Here is a 20,754-nt window from a genome sequence, read left to right as displayed (position 1 = left end):
GCTGACTTGCTGTGGTGTCAGTATGTCGGGCAGTCGTTTCACTTGTGGCGGCTTGACGATATTGAGCCATTCCCACTGTTTATCGAGCGTATAGCGACAGAAGAACTGTAAGCCGTTACGGTCGAGTTTAATGGTGCTCCACGAGTGAGTTTGAATAAGAGACGCGAAGAACTGTTTGAGGTCGGCCGTGGTTAATGTCTCAGGGACCCGATCGAAATGAGCGGTGATCCGACGAACTGCACGAGAATAGGCATCAATGGTCGCAGGTCGTTTACCTTGCAGCTTAAGGTTGGTAAGGTGTTGTTCATAAAGTCTGTTGTAGCATTCTAACTCGTTGGAATTCATAAGTTACTTCTGTCAACGACCATTAGGGTGATGGTGTTACAAGAGTATGGCTTTTGCTGTCTTTACTCTGCCGCGCAGAGGCTTCGTTCAACAAAGTATTTAAGAGTGATTCGCAACGCGTGGCATTTTTACTATGCGTTGCGTGTTTTAGGTGGCCTCGGTATTGCGTTGCTCACCAGTTAAACGATGTTATGTCTCTGCAATTGTTCTAGAGTTAAATTAACTATCCATATCTAGTCTGAATAGTTTGTTTAGGTTCACGGTGCCTTTCTTAACTATTTGGTAGAGTGACATTTCAATGAGCATGGAGGTTTTATAATGGGAACTGTAATCGGTTTGGTGATTCTAGTTGCGATAGATTGCTATCTTGTCCGTAAAACAGGGCTTCATATTCATAAATGGATCTCTAAACAGTATGCAGCGTATCTGTCGGAGAAGGGAAACAAAAAATAGCCTTTTCTTATTAAGTCATCGGTAGAAAAGGCGTTATCTGCTATTCATTTTACACACATTGCAACGATTGGAGGATTTATGAATGGTAAAGGAAAGTGCCTATGTGGTTCGGTTGAGTTGGAAGTGGAGTACGCCAGCAATGAATTGGGCGCTTGTCATTGTAGCATGTGTAGAAATTGGTCTGGCGGTCCGATGTTAGTCATTGATTGCGCTGATTCAGTTAAAATCTCAGGTGAATCAAATGTAGTGAGATATCAGTCGTCCGATTGGGCTGAGAGGGGGTTCTGCGGTAAATGTGGTACTCACTTGTTTTACTTTTTGGTGCCAAATAATCAGTACCACCTTCCTGTCGGTTTATTGATGTCTGGGGATGACTACAAGTTAACTCATCAGATATTCATCGATGAAAAGCCCGAATACTATGAATTTAAGAATGAAACACAAAATATGACTGGTGCAGAAGTATTTTCTCACTTTGAAAGTGGAGAGTAAATATGAAGCCAGATTTTTCTAAACTAGCGACAACCGAGTACGGAAACATACTAAGTAACGATCACTTTATTAACTTTAGTATTGGTCCTCTTTGGCAGGGAATGCCGCGAATTTGTGGAGAAGCGTTTACTGTCCAGTTAACGTCTGGTGATAATTTAATGCTTCATTCAGCCATATACGAAGCACCAGAAGGTTCCATCATTGTAGTGGATGGAGTTGATAGCGAATATGCAGTAGCTGGTGGTAATGTCTGCGCAGTCGCTAAGAGTCGAGGTATCAAAGGTTTTATTATTGATGGTGTCATTCGAGATTTGAGTGAAATTTCAGATATGAAGTTTCCAGTTTTTGCGAAAGGTGTTCATCCAGTACCGGGAAAGAAAGAGGTTTATTCTGAATTGGGCGCTCCAATCACTTGCGGGGGAGCAAAGGTCTCTACGGGAGATATCATTGTTGCTGATGTAGAAGGTATTGTCGTTATTCCTAAATCAAAGAAAGACGAAGTGTTTTTAATGGCTTCAAAGAAAGCAAGTAAAGAGGTGTCATTAACGCTCGCTGAGTGGAAAGCAAATCACAGGGCTAAAATAGCCCAAGCAATAACGTCCGCGAAACAAAAAACTTAATTGGTGCAGAAATCCGATTTGTAACGCGTGGCATTTTTCATCAATTAACAGGCGTTAGGCGACAACGAATAAATTCATCCATGGAGAAGAGAGTGATCGTACGGACTGCGACGAAAGAAGACTCAAGTGTATTGTTAGAGTTTATTGCACAAAAAGCTGACTTTGACCAAAGTATGAAAGGGTTTAGCGGTGAAATCTCGACAACTATAGAGAAAATCGAACGTACACTATTTGGTGATTACGCATTTGCCCATGCTTTAATATTGGAACGGAATAGTGAGCCTTTTGGCTTCGCATTGTATCACTATCGATATTCATCCTTCAGTGGAGAGCCATCAATCTGGCTTGACGACCTATTGGTTACAGGGAATCAAAGATCAAAAGGGTATGGCCGTGAACTTATGTTGGCTTTAAAGTCACAAGCGGAGTCATCACTCGCCTCTCACATCTCATGGACGGCAAGTCCGAACAATAAGAAAGCGCATGATTTCTACAAAAGGTTGGGTGCAGAGGTTGAGCGAATGGATGGCCAAAGACCTTATTTCCGTTGGGTAATGGGCGTTTCGTGAAAAAATCAAAAGAGAACTATGAAAATAACGACGCTTGGTTGATAACTCTCGACTGGATAACAGGAAAGACTTAGCCGTTGAGTGTGATGTTCTGGCTTAGAAGTAAATCTAGAGCTTCATGTATGCAAGGTTCAGGGAAAGAATGAAAGTATTAATTGCAGGGGCTAGTGGATACATTGGTCGTCACGTTACATCGCTATTCGCAAAAAGTGGATTTGAAGTTTTTACATACGGTAGAGACAAAATCATCACTCCTCTTAGAGTAGGGTTGATAGAAGACAGAGCTGATTTTGAAGGCTTCTTTGAGGTGGTTGTGAATTGTGCGCGTCCACATTGGTCACAATTCTCAGCACATGAAATTGCCGATGTGGAGCAGAAGTTGCTCTCTGAGTTAGACCGACTTGCCGCTAAAGGCGCAACAAAGATACATACATCAGGTGTTTGGCTCTTTGGCAATGCCTCTAGCGCTGATTTGAAACAGTTTAGACTGAAACCCTTGGATGCCGTTAGATTAGACGTAGAAGCGATACATAGCGCTATTAGAAACAGGTGGCACATCGTTTACTGTCCTAGTTTGGTTTATGGCGGTGAGAATTGTCAGCTAAAACGAATTGTAGAATCTTTCGCTAGCCAAACGATTCAAGTAGCTATGCCGTCTATAGGCTTTAACCAATATATTCATGTCTACGACATTGCGAAGTTCTATTTATTATTGTCGGAAGGTCGAACGCTAGAAAAGCAGCATTTTATCGCAGAGACTCAAGGCTATAGCCCTGTAGAGTTTGCTCAACTCTTACTGGCTGCAAAAGCTGTAACAAAAGTGAGAAAGATCAGTTGGGAAGAGTTTGAATCAGAAAATGGTTCTATGGCCGTTGGTATTGAACAACTGAATCTAAAACTACCAATTAGTTCTTCGTTTGAGCCTATCGAGTTGGTTGAAGACTACATAAAACGAAGTATCCAAACGTGATTCTCAACATTTGGTATTTAACTCGGCTTGGCGTCAGTGGTAAGTTTGAACGCAATCTCAGCATTGTTAGTCACTTAGCTGTGCGTTTGTCACTTTGTAAGAATTAAGGAGTTTTAAGTGAGCCAGGAAGTAAGAGTAGGTGTCGCTGTGGTTATTCTACGTGAAGGGCGAGTGCTACTTGGAGAACGAATTGGTTCTCACAGGGCTCATACGTGGGCAACGCCGGGCGGACACCTTGAATGGGGGAAAGCATTGAAGAGTGTGCCAAGCGTGAAACTCTTAAAGAGACTGGCTTAGTTGTTGGTGCATTTGAGAAGCTGTCTTTCACCAATGATATTTTTGAGAAAGACAACAAGCATTACATAACGCTGTTTGTTGTTGCTTCTGACGTTAGCGGTGAACCAGAGGTGACTGAGCCGGCCATCCTTGGCAAGTTAGCGCAGTAAAACGTGAACGATTGGAGAGAAAGTCATGAGAGCACCTTTTCAAGTTTTAATTTTTCCCTATCAAATAGTTGACATGAAACCTCGATTTTTAATCGCACGCAGAAGTGACAATGGTGTTTGGCAGGCAATCTCGGGTGGTGGCGAAGATGATGAATCATTACTTGAGGCAGCAAAACGAGAGCTATTTGAGGAGACTCAACTAGTCGGTTGTAGCTGGCAGTTGCTCGATTCAATGTGCATGCTTCCGAAAGTCTTTTATGCTGGGAATCACAATTGGACTGAGCATCCATTCGTCATTCCTGAGCATTCCTTCTCAGTTAAAGTCACAGAAGATCCTGAACTATCAAGTGAACACACAGATTACCGTTGGTGTAATTACCGAGAAGCCAGTGAACTTCTAACATATGATTCAAACAGAAACGCGCTTTGGGAGATCAGCGAAAGGCTTTACAAAGCAAGCTTAAAGTACACAGATTAGTTAACTCGATATTAGAGTAGAAATCCTGATTGGATTCTTACTAATCTCTCGCTATTTAGAGAATAGGTAATTCATGACATTACGAGTAGTTCCAGAGCTTTATTGTTTCGATATTAATGTGAGCAAATCCTTTTTTGTGTATGTGTTAGGGTTTGATGTGAAATACGAGCGCCCAGATGAGGAGTTTGCTTATCTAACGCTTGATGGTGTTGATGTGATGCTTGAAGGGATTGCGGGCAAAAGTTGAAAATGGCTTTCGGGCGATCTGGAATATCCTTTAGGGCGTGGGGTTAACTTTCAATGGGAAGTTATCGATATCGAACCTCTATATCAGAGAGTTAACGAAAGCGCTGCTGATTCTATTTACTTAGCGTCAGAGTCAAAGTCTTATCAATGTGGTGATTCCATCGCGACTCAGAAGCAGTTCATCGTTCAAACTCCAGACGGTTACCTTTTTAGGTTTTGCCAAGATATTAGTTAACACATAAGCCGTTAATCAAGGAGAGGAAGTCAATGGAATACCAATTATATATCGATCCTTCCAATGACGATATTAAAGAAATTCGCTCCGGCCTAATCAAATACAATACGCCATTTCTTGAGGGCATACCTAAATTACAAGTGGGTTATTACGCCATGGAAGGGGATGTTAAGGTTGGTGGTGTTATTGCGGATCTTTGGGGAAACTGGCTATTGATCAAATTTCTTTGGGTCGATGACTCAATGAGAGGCAAGCAGGTCGGCAGCCAGTTGCTGCAACGATTAGAAGAGTACGCACAGTCCCAAGGCTGTACGTCATCATTGGTCGACACGTTAAGCTTTCAAGCGAAACCTTTTTATGAGAAGCATGGCTACCAATGCCAAATGGTGCTTGAGAATTACCCTTTAGACTCATCATTAGCGTTTCTCACCAAGTCGCTAACAGAGTAATCATATAAGCCAAGGACGAACACAAACAGGCATAAGGAAAGTGAAGTGATTAAAATTCGAGAGATGTGCATCGCCGATTATGATTCTGTGATAGAGCTATGGTGCCAAACCGAAGGCATGAGTATTCGCGATGCAGATTCAAAACAGAGCATTGCAATCTATCTAGAGCGCAACCCTGGCTTGAGCTTCGTTGCAGAGTCTAAACAAGGAGTTGTTGGTGCGGTTTTAGTTGGGACGGATGGCCGTCGCGGCTATTTGCAGCATCTAGCGGTAAGTACTGGATTTAGAGGACAAAATCTAGGTTGCCAACTAGTAACTGAAGCGGTTAACGCATTGGCTGGAGTAGGTGTCCCCAAGACACATTTATTCGTGTATAACGATAATATTAACGCTCAAAAATTCTATGAAAAGTTAGGCTGGTTTCCACGTGATGAAGTGCGGATGTACTCGTTTAATAGCTCGGGTAACAGTAATGCCTAACGGTTCTATTTTGTCAGCAAAAGTAGCACATAGCTAAAACTAGGTTAACCTAAGGAGCAAGATTTGCCTCATTGTATTATTGAACACTCGTCGACGATTAACGCCGAGCAACTGAACAGTAAAGTGTTTCTAGGAGCGCTTAACTCAGAGTTATTCGAAGCAGACGGGCGAGACATCAAAGTTCGAAGTATTGCTTATGAGAACTACCAAACGGGTGCTGAAAAAGAAGACTTTATCCATGTGACTGTGCGTATATTGTCTGGCCGAAGTGACACAGACAAAGCCATGCTTTCTGAGACAGTGATGACGCAATTGCTGTCTTTGTCCCTCAGCAGAGCATCGATCACCGTTGAGGTGGTAGATATGGACAGAAATAGTTATGCAAAGGTCATTGTCTAACAGGCCGGAAGTCGCATTTTATACGCTGATTTTTGTATCTTCATTCCAACTCGCTACAGGAATATTGGGAAATGTTGTTTATCCATAAATCTCAACCTTTGGTTCATGGCCCAGAACTATGCTCTGAGCTGGCCGACTTTTTAACTGACAATAAGAGTAAATTTGAGGACAAACTGGTTCCAGACCTGTCGTACATCGATGATATGGCACATGTGGTCAACGGAATCAAAATCAAAAGCGTGCAACATGTGAATCATAACCAGTATCGTCTTGAATATGCGTTCGACTGGGAGCTCTTCCTTGGGTGTTCAGATAGAAATGAAACGGGCGTTGAAAATGGGCGTGTTCTGTTTATCTTGGAAGACGATAATAATCTGAATTTTGAATTTCCAGATATGAGCTCTCGCGATACCTGTGACGAGTTTTAACTGACACGTGGGCATTGCTTTGAATTGATGTTGATTCTTTAGGCTTGGCATTAACGATGCTCGATGAGTAACGCGATAAAACATTTCTGCCATTTGAGGCGAAGTTGGAATAGGAGTAGTAATGAAAATAGTAGAAGCACAACACTCTGATTTAGAGAGTTTGTTCGTATATCTGGATACACAGTTGTCAGAAATCGCATTAGAAGAGACACCGCTATTCCAACCAGTCTCAAAGTCAGAGTGTAAAATGTCGGAAGCACATAAAGCTCGCTTTTCTGATGGGTTTAAGTTTGAGTTTGGAGAGAATGGCTGGCGAAAAATTTGGTTAGCTAAAGATTCGAATGGTGCTATCCGCGGCCATATCGATTTGCGCCATCATAATGGTAATTACTGTTCTCACCGGGTATTGCTTGGCATGGGGGTCGACAGCAGTGTGAGGAAGCAAGGCTTAGGCTCCAAGCTAATGGATGTGGTGACTCAATATTGCCGAGAAAACGAAGCGATTGATTGGCTAGACCTTAATGTGTTGTCAAACAACGTTCCGGCTAAAAATCTTTATTTGAGAACAGGGTTTACGATTGTTGGCGAAATGGAAGACTACTATCGAATTGATGGTCAGTCGGTGTCTGAACTAACAATGACCTTGGAAACTCAAGGGTGACAGGCCCACGTCAATCAGGAGGCTAACTTGAGTAGACCGATAGCAATTCTCATTCATGTTCCAAACATCAAGCAGGGACTGAGTTGGTATCAAGCCGCCTTTCCAGAGTCTGTCGCCAACTATCATCCGTCTTCTGACTTTACGACTCTAGATATCGATGGTTTTTCTATTGAGATTGTGCAAGCGGATGAGAAAGTTGGCTCTGGCAAAAAGGGGACAGTCCTTTATTGGTCTACAGAGGATTTTGACAAGTCACTTTTGCATTTTCAGTTAATTGGAGCTCAGTTATACAGAGGTCCAATGGAGATCGAGGGCGGATTAACGATGTGCCAAGTCGAGGACCCTTTTGGAAATCTGATTGGTTTACGCGGCATTCGTAAAAATATCGCTTGTAATGAGACACGACTAGATAGCGAATAGAGGAATAACAATGATCACTATCCAAAGGCTTAATGATGCTCATATTGAGCAAGTTAACGAAATTCAGCTCGCAGATGAGCAGGTTAAATTCGCAGGAACAGCCGCGGACTTTCTATTAGACGGCAGCGAGACCACGCATCTACATATTATCAAAGATGGCAGTGAGGTGGTGGGCTTCTTTAAGCTTGATGTTGCTTACCCGGCTGGCTACAAATTTTGCCCTGAAGGTAGTATTGGCTTAAGGGCGTTTGCGCTTGACAAAAACCAACAAGGCAAGGGGCTAGGGACGGGCGCGGTGAAAGCTTTATTTCCTTATCTAGCAGCTAATTATGAAGGGTATGATTGGATTTACTTAACGGTTAATTGTAAAAACCCCGCAGCTTATAACTGCTATGTTAAAGGTGGTTTTGAAGATACCAATGAACAGTACCTAGGCGGCGCTGCTGGCCCACAGTTCATTATGCGTAGGCGAATTGCTTAGTTAAATGAAACGAGTTTATATTGAGCTAAAACCCAACAAGGTATGTTATGGAACAGGACATTGTCCATATTGCACTTGTCGTAAAAGACTACGATGAAGCCCTAGACTTCTACGTGAACAAACTCAAGTTTGAGCTTATCGAAGATACCTACTTACCAGAAGAAGATAAGCGTTGGGTTGTTATTGCTCCACCTAATTCACACGGTGTGAGCTTATTATTAGCGAGAGCCTCCAAGCCCGAGCAATTGGATTTTATCGGCAACCAAGCTGGTGGCCGTGTGTTCCTCTTCTTAAATACCGATGATTTTTGGCGTGACTATGAACGCATGGTGTCTCTGGGAATCAAATTCGTTCGAGAGCCGAAAGAGCAAGCCTACGGAACAGTGGCGGTATTCGAAGACCTTTATGGAAACCTATGGGATCTTCTGCAATTAAACCCAGACCACCCAATGGCAAATCGATAAACCTGAATCTTACAAGCCAACACCAAATAGCACCGGAGCAACATGGACATAACCAAAATTTCAGCGGATAACGTGCTGCCCATTCGTCACCAAGTACTCTGGCCAAACAAACCAATGTCGTTTTGTGCGGTAGAAGGCGATGAGCATGCCTCGCATTATGGTGCTTATATTGATAACCAATTAGTTTGTGTTGCGTCTGTTTACGTTCAAGGGAAGCAAGCCAGGCTACGTAAGTTCGCTACATTGCCAGAATACCAAGGGCAGGGTGTTGGCTCTAAGGTGATCGCGCACATCATCAAAGATCTACAAGCGGATAAAGTGAGTTATTTTTGGTGTGATGCTCGCACAACCGCTTTGGGTTTCTATCAAAGGTTTGAGATGCAGGTTGAAGGCGTTGAATTCCAAAAATCAGGAGTCTCTTACTACAAGATGTCGGTTCGGTGGGGGGAAAGACGTTCACTGTAACCCTGTGCATCAGTCGTATATCTAAAACATCAATTCAAGTTAAGGAAGCGTATCGTGGAAGAAATCAAAGGCATTTTGCAATTCATGGCTGAAGTGGAAAAGTTGAAGGATGTTCATAGACAAACGAAGCCAGTTGGCCTGGATCGCTATGAAAACTCCGCTGAGCATAGCTGGCATGTCTGTTTGAGTGCTCTGATGTTGAAAGACTACGCGAATGAAGAGATCGATATAACCCGAGTGATGAAGATGCTGCTTATACACGATCTCGGTGAAATCGATGCGGGTGACACGATCATCTACGCCAGTGAAACGGAAGAAAACAAACTTAAAGAGAGAAATTGTGTTGAGCGTTTGCTTGAGTCATTGCCGAGCCATCTAAGATCCGAATATTTGGAGTTATGGCTAGAATTTGAAGCGGGTGAGTCACCGGAAGCGAGATTCGGTAAAGCGATTGATAGAGTGCCCCCTTTACTTCATAACATCCATGGCGGCGGTCATAGCTGGAAGAAGCACAATATATCTAAAGATAAGGTACTGACATTTAACGGTGAACGCATTTCTAAAGGCAGCAAGGCACTGTGGAGTGAACTCGAAGTTCAACTTGAAGCGGCCGCCGAACAAGGGTTATTGAAGTAAATTTAAATCCAGATTGCCAAGGGTGATGGAAAAGGAATGACATCATCCACACCTTTTAGGCGCTGATATGCCCTTTAGATTGTGACATTCTCATCAAAATATCGAGGTACTGTTTATTTATACAGTTGCCGTGTGTATTCTCACAGCTCATTAAAAGGAGTAGTAAGAATGGCGTTCAATTACGAAGAAAAAGTCCCAAATCCAGCCGAGTTTTGTGAGATGCGAGTGAAAGCAAAATTATCACCGAAGTCACTGAAGGCAGCCACAATCGCTTTACCAAATAGTTTATACGGCATTTCTATTCGAGATGGTGACCAACTCATTGCGATGGGGCGTGTTGTCGGTGATGGTGCATGTAATTTTGAAGTGGTTGATGTCGCTGTCGATCCAATCTATCAAGGGCAGGGCTTGGGCAGAAAAGTGATGGAATACATCGATAATTACCTATCTTCTGTTGCACTGGAAGGGTCGTATGTTTCCATGATTGCTGATGAACCGGTGTTTTATGAGAAACTCGGTTATAAGCTTGTATCTCCTTCTAGCCAAGGCATGACAAAGAAGTTTCCACCCAAGCGTATGTAATAAAAGCTTGTGGCTCTAGCATGATGTTATGCAAAGAGCCTCAAGTTTAAAAGGAACACATCAATTAATGAAAAATAGAATCTTGGCGCTATCGCTGCTTGGCCTATCAAGCAGTGTATTCGCTGACAGTGAATTACCAAGCAGTAGTTATGAAATGACCGTTACAGTGGTAGAGCAATCCCTAAAGCGCGACTTTCCATCGGTTAAGTTTGATTACTTTGGCCAGACGCTTACCACGAGCGTTGATGAGTGTTCGTATACTGGAACGCTCTCTGAAGGTGATGAAAACACGATTCTTCTATCGGCCACGATGTCATGCACTTATGAAAGTGGATCAAGCTACAGTGAGATGCCAGACTTCGTGCTCAAGTATGAGGGCGGTGAAGCGAGTATGAGCTTTGGTGATGGCGAGAGTGACGTGTGGACATATTCCGTCAAAGTTAAGAAGCTCGATTTATAGTTAACCTTCTTTAGCAAGTTGACACATTAGCCATGGCACTACCTTCGCCCTGTGCTGCGTAAGTACATGCTATGAGACGTCGATCAATATAATAAGTTAGATAATCCAACGTTAGCTTGTTACTATGCAATCAACTTTATAAATGCACATTGGTTTATATAAATGATTGATAGTAAATACATTAAGCACCCATATTACTGTGAAAACTGTAACTCAATGACTCCACACCTTGCTATGAGCAGCTCTGTTGAGGAGCAAAAGGAGCAAGCGGAATCAGAAGCAAGACAGTGGAAAATAGGGATGTTAGTGGAGTATATCGTAAACCTGTTCTTTAAAGACGACAAAGACACGCCTGGCTTTTTCATAGACCAAAAATATCAATATCAGTGTGAGAAGTGCGGCACCAAGTCATGGCATTGATATTATTGGATTTGGTTTCATTCGATACCTAACTTTTAGTATCTAAAACCTCATCTAAAAAGGCTCATGATGCCGTTTCCTTTTTGTTATGGAGGACAAAGGAAGTGATTTACCCAAAGGCTTTAAACATCGGTGACAAAATTGGTTTTTTCTCACCGTCTTCCCCTGCGACAGTGTTCGCTCCCAATCGGTTTGCTCGCGCTAAAAATTACTTGGAATCGAAAGGTTTCACCTTAGTTGAAGGTTCATTGACGGGAAAGTCTGATGGCTACCGTTCTGGCTCTATTCAAGCAAGAGCCGAAGAGCTAAACCAACTAATTCGAGATCCTGAAGTACGCTGCATTATGTCTACCATTGGCGGCAACAATAGCAACTCGTTATTACCGTATATCGACTATGAGTCACTCAAAAAGGATCCCAAGATCATTATCGGTTATTCAGACGTAACCGCATTGCTACTGGCGATTTATACCCAAACTGGGTTAGTAACGTTTTACGGCCCGGCACTTGTTGCCTCATTTGGTGAGTTTCCGCCGCTGGTTGATCAAACGTTCCAATCATTTAGTGAGTTGTTGTGCGAGAGTACAAGTCAACATCAATACACCATGCCCCAGGTATGGACGGATATCAAACATGATTGGGAAACTCAGAACTGCGCGAAACCAGCCTACAACAATGAATGGAAGTTTAGCGGCAAAGGAAAAGTCAGTGACCGAGTGATTGGTGGTAACTTGAGTACGATGGCTGGGATATGGGGTAGCCAATATATGCCCGAAATTCTTGATGGCGATATTCTCCTTATCGAGGACTCATTGAAGGGGATTGAGACCGTAGAGCGCTCTTTTGCACATCTATTGGCTTGCGGGGTATTTGATAAGGTGGGTGCTATCATCTTAGGTAAGCATGAGTTGTTCGATGATAAGGGAACCGGACGAACACCACTCGATGTGCTTCTTGAAGTGTTAAACGGTAAAAACGTCCCGATACTGTATGGATTTGATAGCTGCCACACTCATCCAATGTTAGTCACGCCACTTGGCGTTCAAGGGAGTATCGACTTTGATAATCAGACCTTTGAACTGCGGGGACCTTGGGTTACTAACTTCTAGTCTCATCGTGTCTCGGGAATCCATTTGGAGCAAGGAAGTGCATGGAAATCATATCTGAAATTGAAGTAAGTAAAGAGCAGCATCAAGCGATTACGACACTCAGGAACAGTGCATTCCCAGAGCATCAGGTTCAACGCTCATACTACAAACAACTCCCTCATATGCGCGCTCTGAAACACCATGAAGGACAGTTGGTTGGTTATCTTGGCCTTGATTATCGAATGATCAACGTTGGCGGTCATGCTTTTAAAGTTCTAGGTGTTATTGATTTTTGTATCGCCGAGGACGTTCGAGGTAAAGGTCTTGGTTCAACAATGCTTTCTGAACTCGATGCTTATGCAAAGGAGAGGGATGTTGATTTCATTATCTTAATCTCCGAGTTACACAGCTTTTATTCATCGCACGGTTACAACCGAGTCGTTGCCGACCATTCTTGGCTAAGGCTCAATGAGCATCTAAGTTATGGCATCGCGGTCGAGGAAGTTGACGACCTGTATGTCAAATCGATCAGCGGTGTCAGTTGGCCATCTGGGAACGTCGATTGGTTAGGGTACATGTATTAGGACGCGGTCATAGCACGCGCAAGAAAGATGCTTCTCTCTGCAAACTCAGTTTATAAACCTGTCTATACTGAGTTCCGACAGCTGGAGCATCGATGGCTTTGGCCCGCTAGACTCGTTTAACAAGCGTTTAGACGCGGCAGATACATTGGTTTATATCGACCTTCCTTATCCGCTGAGCTATTGGTTCGAGACCAAACGTTTGCTGAAAGGTTTATTTGTTAAACCAGAAGGTTGGCATGATGGAAGCTCAGTGATCAAAGGAACGATACAAAGCTACAAGATGCTCAAGCTCAGCCCGACATTTTGGAATGACGACTTTAGGACGCGCATAGAACTACGTTCGGAAGAGCAAGAGGTTCACATCATCAGAAGCGTGAGCGAATTAAACAGCTTTGTGCGTAAGCTAATAACTGATTGACCGACTTTTTGATGGTCGCGATATTTGTTATATGTATCTTTGATTCTATAAAATAACTTGAGATTAATTGAAGCTATGTCATATTCATATCTCTTAAGTCTCTGTTATCAATAGGATTGTATATATAATGTACGGAAGTGAACAAACGCGAGCATTTTGTTGTAACTGTAAAGCGCTAACATTGCACAAATACACTTTGTTCAGTAGCCAAGTACAAAAAGCACCGCAAGATGAGAAGAAACCAGGCTTGCTGACGCAAATCTTGTCTGGTTTTATTTCTAATGGTGCTACGGGAGATTACAAATGCTCTCGATGCGGCACCTACCTAGAGACGCCGGACCATCTAGATTGATGAAGGGTTTGGACAAATAAAAACGGGAAGATCTCAGCGATCTTCCCGTTGTATTTGGGTTTGTTATTGGCAATTCAATCCAGAAGCTTTAAGCGCAGCACTTCTTATATTTCTTACCGCTACCGCAAGAGCATGGGTCGTTGCGGTTAGGTGTCTTTTCAAACGTCATCGTTTTTGGCTTGTTTAGGAATGTATCAAGCTCGATGGTGTTTTCTTCTTGTTGCGCGTCTACTGTGATTTCTACAACGAACTCTTGCTCTGCAGCCAGTGAATCGATCTCGGTTTTGCGAGTTTCGTTTTGAACCGTTACTTTGATTGGTGCTTCTTCAGTACCCGCTTTTACATCGCGGTTTACGTTGTAGCCTGCAAGGACGTGGTTTTGTCTTGTTTCGATACGGCCTTTGAAAAATAGTTTCGACATGGGGTACTCATTAAGAAATAGGGTTGTGGCGCTCATGTTCATGTTGATAGCGCATGGAGCGGGGGATTATACGCATATATTCCAATTGATAAAGCGGAGAACCAGACATAGACACTAATCTCTTTTATCCCTAGTGCGCAAAGAGGTAAAGACGTAAAGGTGCGTTAATGTGAACGGCTCGCGATCAAAAATATAGGCACTTAGATTCGAGGCATGGTCAAAAGTATGCGGCCTGACAAGATTTGAATATTATCTTTAACTAGATGTTTGCTGTTACCGCGCTCTACCGTTAACGTCCTTTAAATCATAACGATAGACTAAATAAAGGACTAGGTAATGACCCCAAAAGAGGTAGTACTAGGTTTTTGGGATGCCATGCGTACCAATGATTTTGCAAAAGCGAGCGAATGGTTGGCGGAGGATTTCCAAGGTTATTGGCCACAGTCATCGGAGCTAACCGTTGGGCGAGATAACTTCACAGCGATCAACTCTGAATACCCAGCAAATGATGTGTGGAAATTCACGCTCAACTCAATTGTATGTGAGGGTGATACTGTTGTTACCGATGTATCGGTGACTGACAGTGTTCTTAATGACCGCGTGATTACCTTTCATACTGTGGTTGACGGCTTGATTCAAAAGCAAACCGAGTTTTGGCCAGATGGCTTTGCTCCGCAAGAATGGCGTTCACAATGGGTTCAGTTAGTAAGCCCTGAATCACTGAATTACTAACATCAAATGCCACAACACGAGCTAACAGTAGCGTACGTGCTAAGCAACAACCAGATAAACAAAAAGTCAGTAATTAAGGAGAGTCCATGAACAAGATCGTAATTGTTACCGGCGGGAGCCGAGGTATTGGTGCTGCAACATCTAAGCTATTAGCAAAACAAGGCTATGCGGTTTGTGTCAATTTCATCCAAAATGAAACGAGAGCCGAAGCGCTAGTTAACGAAATTAGAGAACAAGGCGGCACAGCTATCAGTGTACGTGCGGATGTATCGGTTGAATCAGACGTTAAATCCTTGTTTGAAATTGCACGTAACAAACTCGGGCCAGTGACTCACTTGGTTAACAATGCAGGCATCTTGTTTACTCAATCTGCATTAGAAGATATTGAACTGGATCGCTTTGAAAACGTGATGAAGTCAAATGTGTCGAGCTGCTTCCTTTGCAGCAAAGCTTTTATCAAGCAAGCGGATGGTGCTGGCTCTATTGTGAATGTATCGTCTGCAGCTTCACGTACCGGAGCGCCATTTGAATATGTAGATTATGCGGCTTCGAAAGGTGCAATGGACTCCCTTACTAAAGGCTTATCTCTTGAACTGGCGTCAAGAAACATCCGTGTCAATGGTGTAAGACCTGGCTGTATCTATACTGAAATGCATGCCGATGGCGGCGAGCCGGGTAGAGTAGATAGGTTAGCTTCACAATTACCTTTGCAACGAGGCGGTACGCCAGAAGAAGTCGCAAACTCTATCGCTTGGTTGCTGTCAGATGAAGCTTCTTATGTGACAGGGTCATTTATTGATATTGCTGGTGGCCGTTAAGATACGTAAGGCTTTTACGCAAAAATAGAAATTAGTTAGAATCATAACGCAATAAATAGTACCCAACTAAAAGAATGAAACTAAGAGTACAAATATGAATAACTATTTTGAAAGCCCATTCGTGGGTAAATCACTTAAAGAACACGTAACCAACCCAAATATCATCGTGGGTGAGCACAGTTACTATTCCGGCTACTATCACAACCATAGTTTTGATGATTGTGCGCGCTACCTGCTTCCTGACAGAACTGACATCGACAAGTTGATCATCGGTAGCTACTGCTCGATTGGTTCTGGTGCCGTGTTTATGATGGCAGGCAATCAAGGTCACCAAAACCAGTGGGTGAGTACATTCCCATTTTTCTACCAAGATGATGAAAAATTTGAAGGAGCGATCGACGGCTTCGAACGTTCTGGAGATACCGTGATTGGTAATGATGTCTGGGTTGGCACAGAGGCGATGATCATGAGTGGCGTAAAGGTTGGCGACGGTGCCATTATCGCCAGCCGCGCAGTTGTAACCAAAGACGTTGAGCCATACTCAATTGTCGGTTCTAATCCCGCTCGTCATATCCGCTATCGTTTTAGCGAAACTGAAATTACACAGTTGCTAGAAATGAAATGGTGGGAATGGAATGAAGAGCAGATCAAAGGTGCAATGTCCTTGATGTGCTCTTCTGATATCGATGGCTTGTACCAGTATTGGAAGACCTTTGCTTAATATCTTCTGCCTGGTAAATTGAATCGTGATTTAGCTAGATACCGGCTCCAACTTGAAAGTAGAGTGCGGTATCTTCTTCGCTAAACAAGGAGACCATCTTTAATATTAGCCCCACATGATGCCTTGTGCGTAGATAACAAGCTTCTAGATCGATCAAAGTACAAACCAAATAAGATTACTGTGACTTACATAAGTGAATGATCATAAGTTACTTGCGTCACACAACATCTCGCATTAGCGTAATGAATGAGTGGGAGGTGTTATGATTATTTGCGGTGATTGCGTTTATATTAAGATTGTGCATATGCACGGGTCCCAGTTACACCCACGTTGCACTCTGGTTAATAGCTCGAAGATACTCAACGTAACCAAGAACGACTCGTTGTGTTGGCCAGAATTATCGAATTACAAGTGTGTTTGAAAGCCCTCATTTTAAGCAAATATCTTTCAAAACGTCATAGGGTGACATATGAGTAATTCAATAGAGCAAGGCTACTGCACATCTTGTCGTGAACGTACGCAACATGTTGTTGTTTTGGTGAGAAAGGAAAGTGCATTTGCAGGCAAGCCAAACCAAAAGCGACATGAATTTATCGCAGGCGTAATTAAAGGGTGGCTTTTGGGGCCTTTTATCGCCTCTATGGATGAGTTTTCTCGTCATGTTGTGTGTGAAAAGTGCGGACACAAAGAGATTCAAGATTAGAATTCGATTCAACGCGTACTGAACCTTCTGGTTTAAGAAAATGGCTTAGGAAATAGAAGAATGAAAGAACAAATATTAGAAGCGGTAAAAGCATATGGTTTCTCGGTAAGAACCAACAATACCGATGAGGTTGATCCGGCTAAGGCGCAAATTGGGCAATTGTGGCAAGGCTTTTTCGAACAAGCTTTTCCTAAGCTGACCCCAGACTCAAAGGTCTACGGCGTTTACACCAACTACGAGTCAGATTTTACGGGCGAGTTTGATGTTATCGCGTGTACCAATGCGCTTACCGATAATAGTTTAGATAATCTAGTTGAAACCAATATCGAAGCAGGCAAGTACTTAACGTTTTCTGCTGAGGGTGAATTACCGCAAGCTGTGATCGACCTATGGGGTGAAGTGTGGGCGTATTTCAACGCAGCAGACTGCCCACATGTTCGAGCTTACACAACAGATTTCGAATTCTACAAAGGTGAAACTGAAGTCGAAATTTCGATTGCGATTAAGTGATTGGTTTAAAATGAACAAAAGGCTTAGCTTAGACTGTGGTCGCTAGTTAAGAGACAGTAGTTACCGGTAAAGAGACAACGGAAACCCAGTTAAGCCTTTGAATATCTGCTCATTTACAGTGTCACGTACTTACCTTGATTACTACGCTTTCTCTATCCTTGAATTACCATTATCCACCAAAAAGACAATCGTGCTTGGTTTCATTCCACAAAGGGTATTGCTTCATTACTTGGGTGTAGAGCTTACTTTCGAGATGCGCTCTTAACCAACGTCCTACGTTTTGATATTCCGATTTCACAAACCACTTCTTTTCGACTCGCACAAACTGGCTGACAAAAGGCATCACCGCAAAATCGGCCAAGCTTGGGGTTTCTCCAAAAAAGTAGGGCTGATCGGTGAGTCGCGCTTCCAGCTGACTAATGAAGGTTTCGCAGGCTTGTCGGCGTTGTTCAACATCGATGTTTCGGTAACGAACCGATGCACGATACTTTTCTAAATAGCTAATAAATTCTTCATCGTTGGTTTTAATGAGTTGTTGCACTTGTTCGCTAAGTATTGGCTCACTTGAACGAAGAAGATCTTGAGGATCGTTCTGTTGAAGCGCCCACATCATCACATCTAAGCTCTGCTCAATAACTTTTCCATCGGATAACACTAATACTGGAACCGTACCTTTTGGCGAACTGGCCAATAGTTCACTAGGCTTGTCTTTGGTGACGATTTCTCTGAGTAGTACTTGTTGTTTAGATAAGGCGATGCCCATTCTCCCACGCATTGCGTAAGGACAGCGACGCAGAGAGTACAGGACGGGTAAAGCTGAAGGATTAGGCATTGTTGAGGTCATTGAGTTTGAAAAGTGTTGTACGGTGGTAAACAGATCGTGATGTGGGTAGAATACGCGGCTTAAAAATTATAAGTAAGTGAGCGACTTCAAAAATGAGCAGAAAAATTGAGTTATTAGCCCCTGGTGGCGATGTAGAAGCGATCAAAGCAGCCATCGTAGCCGGAGCCAATGCAGTTTATTGCGGTTTAGACACTTTCAACGCTCGTAATAGAGCTTCTAACCTATCGTTAGATGAGTTGAACGGGGTAATCCGCCTTGCTCATGAATACGGTTGTGAGATCTTTCTAACGCTTAACGTTGTGCTGCTAGAGCATGAAACGAAGAGCATCACTAAGCTATTAAACCAGCTGGTGAACACCAAGGTAGACGGCATCATTGTCCAAGATTTGGGCTTGTTTAACCTAGTGAAGAAGCACTTCCCATCGTTAGATGTTCACGCTTCAACTCAGCTAACGACACACAACGAAGGTCAGATTAAGTTCCTGTCTAAGATTGGCGCATCGCGCGTTAACTTGTCTCGTGAGTTGAACCTGCCTGAAATTAAAATGCTGACTGAAGTCGCGCACGACCATGATGTACTGACAGAAGTATTCGTACATGGCGCACTGTGTATCGCGTTTTCGGGCCAATGTTACTCAAGCTCAGTAAGTGTCGGTAACTCAGGCAACCGTGGCCGTTGTAGCCAAGCATGTCGTGATGAATATGAAATCACCAATGCGGGCAACCGTTTCCCACTGAACCTAAAAGATAACTCTGCGTATTACGATTTGCCTGAATTGGTAGACGCAAAGGTAGACTCGCTCAAAGTCGAAGGCCGTATTAAAGGCGCACACTACGTTTACACCGTGATAGATACGTGGCGTAAGCAGATCGATAGCTTTGTACAAGAGGGTTTGTTGCTTGAAGACGATTCTAACCTACACAAAGTATTCAACCGTGAATTCACCAACTCTTTCCTTAAGGGCAACCTAACGAAAGACATGTTCATCGATAACCCTCGTGATAACAGCATCAACTATGCGGTTGAACAGGCGAAAGAGAAGAACAACGAAATCTCAGTGGTTCAGATTCAAGAAGCGACAGTACAGCTGCATGAAGCGAAAGATGTACTTGGCGACGAGATGCGTGACAAGATTAAGTTCCTTGATATCCGCAAGACGCCAGTTGCTATGTCTTTCAGCGCAAAAGTAGGTCAGCCATTTACGGTGACAGTGAAGACAGAAAAAGAGAACTTCACCCTGCAATCTAAGTCGCTGCTTACTGCTACAGATGAGAAAGCGATTACTCAAGAGCTACTTGAGAAGCGATTCAAAAACGTGAAGAGTGCGGTTCACACCCTAGATAGCCAAGATTTCAGCGAAGTGGACTCTGGACTAGTGATTCCGTTGAAAGAAATTTCTGACATTAAAGACGAAATCGACTTCATTCTAAACGGTTCTGTTGAAGTGATTAAGCACGTTGAAGTGCCAGCACTGCCACAGCACCCTAAAGTGAACGAAAAGCCGACGATGTCGATGCTTATCGCTGACGTTGCAGACTTGCACCTATGTGATGTGACGGACGCGGACGTTTACTTCAAGCTCCCAGAAAGCTTTAAGAAGCGTTGTAACAAGTACATTGATATCTTAGCGGCAAACCCACGTTTGATTCCGTGGTTCCCAGCAGTATTGATCGGTAAGGACTACGACGAAGCCGTTCGTATTCTTGAAGTCGTTAAGCCAGCTCGCATCGTGACTAACAACACGGGTATCGCATACAAGGGTTACGAGATGGGAATCGAGTGGGTTGCTGGTCCATTCATGAACACGACAAACTCTCACGCACTAGTGACGCTTAAAGAAGAACTAAACTGTGCGGGCGCGTTCATTTCAAATGAGATCAACAAAGGTCAGATTCGTCATATTCGCCGCCCTGAGAACTTCAAACTGTTCTACAGCATTTACCACCCAATCTTGATGATGACGAGCCGCCAATGTTTCTTCCAAAGAACAGTAGGCTGTAACAAACCAAGCATCGAAGCGGGTTGTATGTTGAAGTGTGAGAAAGCCACCACGATTACTAACGTGAAAGGTATCTCGTTCGCGGTTGATAAGCAGAAGGGTGGCTACCCAAGCATTTACAACCACGAGCAGTTCCTAAACCATGACGCTGTAACGGATTTCTCTGGCCTGTTTGACGAATTCTTCATTGACCTAACCAACATCGGCGCGGGTTCAAAAGAAGTTCAAGACAAGGTAGAGCTGATAAAGCACTTCGAAGGTCTAATCAACGGCGTTGAAGGCTCACAGCAAAACCTAGAGCAACTTGTCGAGATCCGTACTAATGCTCAATACGTCCAAGGTCTATAGGGTCTAGGAGCTTGAT

The 20,754-nt window shown here is 43.3% G+C and carries 30 protein-coding genes and 4 pseudogenes; 31 read left to right on the top strand and 3 right to left on the bottom strand.

The features are described 5' to 3' along the window. Positions 1 to 81 precede the first annotated feature (81 nt). Positions 82 to 345 (bottom strand): annotated as a pseudogene (locus L1D11_RS03965) (site-specific integrase); the annotation flags it as partial. Positions 346 to 663: 318 nt separating this feature from the next. Between L1D11_RS03965 and L1D11_RS22595 the strand changes: the two are divergent. The 25 genes and pseudogenes from L1D11_RS22595 (at position 664) to L1D11_RS03840 (ending at position 13,641) form a co-directional block, all read left to right on the top strand. Continuing rightward, positions 664 to 798: a hypothetical protein gene (locus tag L1D11_RS22595; protein ID WP_275665906.1), complete on the top strand. Its 135-nt coding sequence runs from the start codon at positions 664 to 666 to the stop codon at positions 796 to 798. A 78-nt stretch (positions 799 to 876) separates the two neighbouring features. Continuing rightward, the gene (locus L1D11_RS03955) at positions 877 to 1,290 is read left to right on the top strand and encodes a GFA family protein (RefSeq protein ID WP_239832497.1); all 414 of its coding nucleotides are present in this window, start codon (positions 877 to 879) and stop codon (positions 1,288 to 1,290) included. 2 nt (positions 1,291 to 1,292) lie between these two features. Beyond that, positions 1,293 to 1,910 carry an RraA family protein gene (locus tag L1D11_RS03950; RefSeq protein ID WP_239832498.1) on the top strand — a complete coding sequence of 206 codons (618 nt, stop codon included), beginning with the start codon at positions 1,293 to 1,295 and terminating at the stop codon, positions 1,908 to 1,910. Positions 1,911 to 1,990: 80 nt separating this feature from the next. Beyond that, entirely contained in the window at positions 1,991 to 2,479 is a 489-nt protein-coding gene (locus tag L1D11_RS03945; protein ID WP_239832499.1) for a GNAT family N-acetyltransferase, read from the top strand. Between the two features lie 142 nt (positions 2,480 to 2,621). Then, positions 2,622 to 3,449, top strand: a complete 828-nt coding sequence (locus L1D11_RS03940; RefSeq protein WP_239832500.1) for an NAD-dependent epimerase/dehydratase family protein — start codon at positions 2,622 to 2,624, stop codon at positions 3,447 to 3,449. A gap of 117 nt (positions 3,450 to 3,566) precedes the next feature. Next, positions 3,567 to 3,865 (top strand): annotated as a pseudogene (locus tag L1D11_RS03935) (NUDIX domain-containing protein); the annotation flags it as partial. A gap of 55 nt (positions 3,866 to 3,920) precedes the next feature. Then, positions 3,921 to 4,373, top strand: a complete 453-nt coding sequence (locus L1D11_RS03930) for an NUDIX pyrophosphatase (RefSeq protein WP_239862028.1) — start codon at positions 3,921 to 3,923, stop codon at positions 4,371 to 4,373. 73 nt (positions 4,374 to 4,446) lie between these two features. Beyond that, positions 4,447 to 4,854: pseudogene (locus tag L1D11_RS03925) on the top strand (VOC family protein). A gap of 32 nt (positions 4,855 to 4,886) precedes the next feature. Next, a complete protein-coding gene (locus tag L1D11_RS03920) occupies positions 4,887 to 5,303 on the top strand; it encodes a GNAT family N-acetyltransferase (RefSeq protein WP_239832502.1) in 417 nt (138 codons plus the stop codon). Positions 5,304 to 5,348: 45 nt separating this feature from the next. Further along, positions 5,349 to 5,783, top strand: a complete 435-nt coding sequence (locus tag L1D11_RS03915) for a GNAT family N-acetyltransferase (RefSeq protein ID WP_239832503.1) — start codon at positions 5,349 to 5,351, stop codon at positions 5,781 to 5,783. 63 nt (positions 5,784 to 5,846) lie between these two features. Beyond that, complete coding sequence (locus L1D11_RS03910; protein ID WP_239832504.1) at positions 5,847 to 6,182, top strand: 5-carboxymethyl-2-hydroxymuconate isomerase; 336 nt, start codon at positions 5,847 to 5,849, stop codon at positions 6,180 to 6,182. 71 nt (positions 6,183 to 6,253) lie between these two features. Then, positions 6,254 to 6,610 (top strand): hypothetical protein, encoded by a 357-nt coding sequence (locus L1D11_RS03905; RefSeq protein WP_239832505.1) that lies wholly within the window; start codon positions 6,254 to 6,256, stop codon positions 6,608 to 6,610. A 121-nt stretch (positions 6,611 to 6,731) separates the two neighbouring features. Next, a complete protein-coding gene (locus L1D11_RS03900; RefSeq protein ID WP_239832506.1) occupies positions 6,732 to 7,271 on the top strand; it encodes a GNAT family N-acetyltransferase in 540 nt (179 codons plus the stop codon). Positions 7,272 to 7,298: 27 nt separating this feature from the next. Continuing rightward, positions 7,299 to 7,691, top strand: coding sequence for a glyoxalase/bleomycin resistance/dioxygenase family protein (locus L1D11_RS03895; RefSeq protein WP_239832507.1), 393 nt, complete (start codon positions 7,299 to 7,301; stop codon positions 7,689 to 7,691). 10 nt (positions 7,692 to 7,701) lie between these two features. Continuing rightward, positions 7,702 to 8,172, top strand: coding sequence for a GNAT family N-acetyltransferase (locus tag L1D11_RS03890; protein WP_239832508.1), 471 nt, complete (start codon positions 7,702 to 7,704; stop codon positions 8,170 to 8,172). A 47-nt stretch (positions 8,173 to 8,219) separates the two neighbouring features. Then, positions 8,220 to 8,636, top strand: a complete 417-nt coding sequence (locus tag L1D11_RS03885; RefSeq protein ID WP_239832509.1) for a VOC family protein — start codon at positions 8,220 to 8,222, stop codon at positions 8,634 to 8,636. 42 nt (positions 8,637 to 8,678) lie between these two features. Beyond that, entirely contained in the window at positions 8,679 to 9,101 is a 423-nt protein-coding gene (locus L1D11_RS03880; RefSeq protein WP_102426055.1) for a GNAT family N-acetyltransferase, read from the top strand. A 54-nt stretch (positions 9,102 to 9,155) separates the two neighbouring features. Next, complete coding sequence (locus L1D11_RS03875) at positions 9,156 to 9,737, top strand: HD domain-containing protein (protein ID WP_239832511.1); 582 nt, start codon at positions 9,156 to 9,158, stop codon at positions 9,735 to 9,737. 168 nt (positions 9,738 to 9,905) lie between these two features. Further along, on the top strand, positions 9,906 to 10,319 hold the full coding sequence (locus L1D11_RS03870) for a GNAT family N-acetyltransferase (RefSeq protein ID WP_239832512.1): 414 nt from the start codon (positions 9,906 to 9,908) through the stop codon (positions 10,317 to 10,319). A 67-nt stretch (positions 10,320 to 10,386) separates the two neighbouring features. Further along, positions 10,387 to 10,779: a hypothetical protein gene (locus L1D11_RS03865; RefSeq protein WP_239832513.1), complete on the top strand. Its 393-nt coding sequence runs from the start codon at positions 10,387 to 10,389 to the stop codon at positions 10,777 to 10,779. A 162-nt stretch (positions 10,780 to 10,941) separates the two neighbouring features. Beyond that, on the top strand, positions 10,942 to 11,199 hold the full coding sequence (locus L1D11_RS03860) for a hypothetical protein (RefSeq protein ID WP_239832514.1): 258 nt from the start codon (positions 10,942 to 10,944) through the stop codon (positions 11,197 to 11,199). 104 nt (positions 11,200 to 11,303) lie between these two features. Beyond that, the gene (locus L1D11_RS03855) at positions 11,304 to 12,308 is read left to right on the top strand and encodes a S66 peptidase family protein (protein ID WP_239832515.1); all 1,005 of its coding nucleotides are present in this window, start codon (positions 11,304 to 11,306) and stop codon (positions 12,306 to 12,308) included. A gap of 41 nt (positions 12,309 to 12,349) precedes the next feature. Continuing rightward, a complete protein-coding gene (locus tag L1D11_RS03850; protein ID WP_105057113.1) occupies positions 12,350 to 12,871 on the top strand; it encodes a GNAT family N-acetyltransferase in 522 nt (173 codons plus the stop codon). Between the two features lie 61 nt (positions 12,872 to 12,932). Beyond that, positions 12,933 to 13,289: pseudogene (locus L1D11_RS03845) on the top strand (adenylate kinase); the annotation flags it as partial. Between the two features lie 127 nt (positions 13,290 to 13,416). Then, positions 13,417 to 13,641 (top strand): hypothetical protein, encoded by a 225-nt coding sequence (locus L1D11_RS03840; RefSeq protein WP_239832516.1) that lies wholly within the window; start codon positions 13,417 to 13,419, stop codon positions 13,639 to 13,641. An 88-nt stretch (positions 13,642 to 13,729) separates the two neighbouring features. Here the strand turns inward: L1D11_RS03840 and L1D11_RS03835 are convergent, their stop codons facing one another. Then, entirely contained in the window at positions 13,730 to 14,062 is a 333-nt protein-coding gene (locus L1D11_RS03835) for a PBPRA1643 family SWIM/SEC-C metal-binding motif protein (RefSeq protein WP_239832519.1), read from the bottom strand. 336 nt (positions 14,063 to 14,398) lie between these two features. Between L1D11_RS03835 and L1D11_RS03830 the strand changes: the two genes are divergently transcribed. The 5 genes from L1D11_RS03830 to L1D11_RS03810 all read left to right on the top strand — a co-directional run bounded on the left by L1D11_RS03830 (position 14,399) and on the right by L1D11_RS03810 (position 17,546). Next, positions 14,399 to 14,794 (top strand): nuclear transport factor 2 family protein, encoded by a 396-nt coding sequence (locus tag L1D11_RS03830; protein ID WP_239832522.1) that lies wholly within the window; start codon positions 14,399 to 14,401, stop codon positions 14,792 to 14,794. 86 nt (positions 14,795 to 14,880) lie between these two features. Further along, the gene (locus tag L1D11_RS03825) at positions 14,881 to 15,612 is read left to right on the top strand and encodes an SDR family oxidoreductase (RefSeq protein ID WP_239832524.1); all 732 of its coding nucleotides are present in this window, start codon (positions 14,881 to 14,883) and stop codon (positions 15,610 to 15,612) included. A 94-nt stretch (positions 15,613 to 15,706) separates the two neighbouring features. After that, positions 15,707 to 16,333 carry a type B chloramphenicol O-acetyltransferase gene (gene catB, locus L1D11_RS03820; RefSeq protein ID WP_239832526.1) on the top strand — a complete coding sequence of 209 codons (627 nt, stop codon included), beginning with the start codon at positions 15,707 to 15,709 and terminating at the stop codon, positions 16,331 to 16,333. A 469-nt stretch (positions 16,334 to 16,802) separates the two neighbouring features. After that, positions 16,803 to 17,036 (top strand): hypothetical protein, encoded by a 234-nt coding sequence (locus L1D11_RS03815; RefSeq protein ID WP_239832527.1) that lies wholly within the window; start codon positions 16,803 to 16,805, stop codon positions 17,034 to 17,036. Positions 17,037 to 17,096: 60 nt separating this feature from the next. Beyond that, positions 17,097 to 17,546: a GyrI-like domain-containing protein gene (locus tag L1D11_RS03810; RefSeq protein ID WP_048664986.1), complete on the top strand. Its 450-nt coding sequence runs from the start codon at positions 17,097 to 17,099 to the stop codon at positions 17,544 to 17,546. 169 nt (positions 17,547 to 17,715) lie between these two features. Here the strand turns inward: L1D11_RS03810 and L1D11_RS03805 are convergent, their stop codons facing one another. Next, on the bottom strand, positions 17,716 to 18,378 hold the full coding sequence (locus L1D11_RS03805) for a glutathione S-transferase (protein WP_239832528.1): 663 nt from the start codon (positions 18,376 to 18,378) through the stop codon (positions 17,716 to 17,718). 104 nt (positions 18,379 to 18,482) lie between these two features. Here L1D11_RS03805 and L1D11_RS03800 point away from each other — a divergent pair, with 104 nt between their 5' ends. Then, on the top strand, positions 18,483 to 20,738 hold the full coding sequence (locus L1D11_RS03800; protein ID WP_239832529.1) for a peptidase U32 family protein: 2,256 nt from the start codon (positions 18,483 to 18,485) through the stop codon (positions 20,736 to 20,738). The last annotated feature ends 16 nt before the right edge of the window (positions 20,739 to 20,754 follow it).

The sequence above is a fragment of the Vibrio sp. Isolate32 genome, assembly GCF_022397955.1.
Lineage (GTDB): Bacteria > Pseudomonadota > Gammaproteobacteria > Enterobacterales > Vibrionaceae > Vibrio.
Note: the sequence above shows the minus strand (reverse complement) of the source record. Positions and strands in the feature narration are given on the sequence as shown.

Excerpts from the sequence above, each read along its gene's own strand:
- L1D11_RS03840 (WP_239832516.1), top strand. The coding sequence starts at position 13,417 with ATGTACGGAAGTGAACAAACGCGAGCATTTTGTTGTAACTGTAAAGCG.
- L1D11_RS03955 (WP_239832497.1), top strand. The coding sequence starts at position 877 with ATGAATGGTAAAGGAAAGTGCCTATGTGGTTCGGTTGAGTTGGAAGTG.
- L1D11_RS03950 (WP_239832498.1), top strand. The coding sequence starts at position 1,293 with ATGAAGCCAGATTTTTCTAAACTAGCGACAACCGAGTACGGAAACATA.
- L1D11_RS22595 (WP_275665906.1), top strand. The coding sequence starts at position 664 with ATGGGAACTGTAATCGGTTTGGTGATTCTAGTTGCGATAGATTGCTAT.
- L1D11_RS03930 (WP_239862028.1), top strand. The coding sequence starts at position 3,921 with ATGAGAGCACCTTTTCAAGTTTTAATTTTTCCCTATCAAATAGTTGAC.
- L1D11_RS03870 (WP_239832512.1), top strand. The coding sequence starts at position 9,906 with ATGGCGTTCAATTACGAAGAAAAAGTCCCAAATCCAGCCGAGTTTTGT.
- catB (WP_239832526.1), top strand. The coding sequence starts at position 15,707 with ATGAATAACTATTTTGAAAGCCCATTCGTGGGTAAATCACTTAAAGAA.
- L1D11_RS03835 (WP_239832519.1), bottom strand. The coding sequence starts at position 14,062 with ATGTCGAAACTATTTTTCAAAGGCCGTATCGAAACAAGACAAAACCAC.
- L1D11_RS03905 (WP_239832505.1), top strand. The coding sequence starts at position 6,254 with ATGTTGTTTATCCATAAATCTCAACCTTTGGTTCATGGCCCAGAACTA.
- L1D11_RS03830 (WP_239832522.1), top strand. The coding sequence starts at position 14,399 with ATGACCCCAAAAGAGGTAGTACTAGGTTTTTGGGATGCCATGCGTACC.
- L1D11_RS03940 (WP_239832500.1), top strand. The coding sequence starts at position 2,622 with ATGAAAGTATTAATTGCAGGGGCTAGTGGATACATTGGTCGTCACGTT.
- L1D11_RS03815 (WP_239832527.1), top strand. The coding sequence starts at position 16,803 with ATGAGTAATTCAATAGAGCAAGGCTACTGCACATCTTGTCGTGAACGT.
- L1D11_RS03880 (WP_102426055.1), top strand. The coding sequence starts at position 8,679 with ATGGACATAACCAAAATTTCAGCGGATAACGTGCTGCCCATTCGTCAC.
- L1D11_RS03865 (WP_239832513.1), top strand. The coding sequence starts at position 10,387 with ATGAAAAATAGAATCTTGGCGCTATCGCTGCTTGGCCTATCAAGCAGT.
- L1D11_RS03800 (WP_239832529.1), top strand. The coding sequence starts at position 18,483 with ATGAGCAGAAAAATTGAGTTATTAGCCCCTGGTGGCGATGTAGAAGCG.
- L1D11_RS03885 (WP_239832509.1), top strand. The coding sequence starts at position 8,220 with ATGGAACAGGACATTGTCCATATTGCACTTGTCGTAAAAGACTACGAT.
- L1D11_RS03825 (WP_239832524.1), top strand. The coding sequence starts at position 14,881 with ATGAACAAGATCGTAATTGTTACCGGCGGGAGCCGAGGTATTGGTGCT.
- L1D11_RS03920 (WP_239832502.1), top strand. The coding sequence starts at position 4,887 with ATGGAATACCAATTATATATCGATCCTTCCAATGACGATATTAAAGAA.
- L1D11_RS03890 (WP_239832508.1), top strand. The coding sequence starts at position 7,702 with ATGATCACTATCCAAAGGCTTAATGATGCTCATATTGAGCAAGTTAAC.
- L1D11_RS03860 (WP_239832514.1), top strand. The coding sequence starts at position 10,942 with ATGATTGATAGTAAATACATTAAGCACCCATATTACTGTGAAAACTGT.
- L1D11_RS03805 (WP_239832528.1), bottom strand. The coding sequence starts at position 18,378 with ATGCCTAATCCTTCAGCTTTACCCGTCCTGTACTCTCTGCGTCGCTGT.
- L1D11_RS03900 (WP_239832506.1), top strand. The coding sequence starts at position 6,732 with ATGAAAATAGTAGAAGCACAACACTCTGATTTAGAGAGTTTGTTCGTA.
- L1D11_RS03945 (WP_239832499.1), top strand. The coding sequence starts at position 1,991 with ATGGAGAAGAGAGTGATCGTACGGACTGCGACGAAAGAAGACTCAAGT.
- L1D11_RS03810 (WP_048664986.1), top strand. The coding sequence starts at position 17,097 with ATGAAAGAACAAATATTAGAAGCGGTAAAAGCATATGGTTTCTCGGTA.
- L1D11_RS03850 (WP_105057113.1), top strand. The coding sequence starts at position 12,350 with ATGGAAATCATATCTGAAATTGAAGTAAGTAAAGAGCAGCATCAAGCG.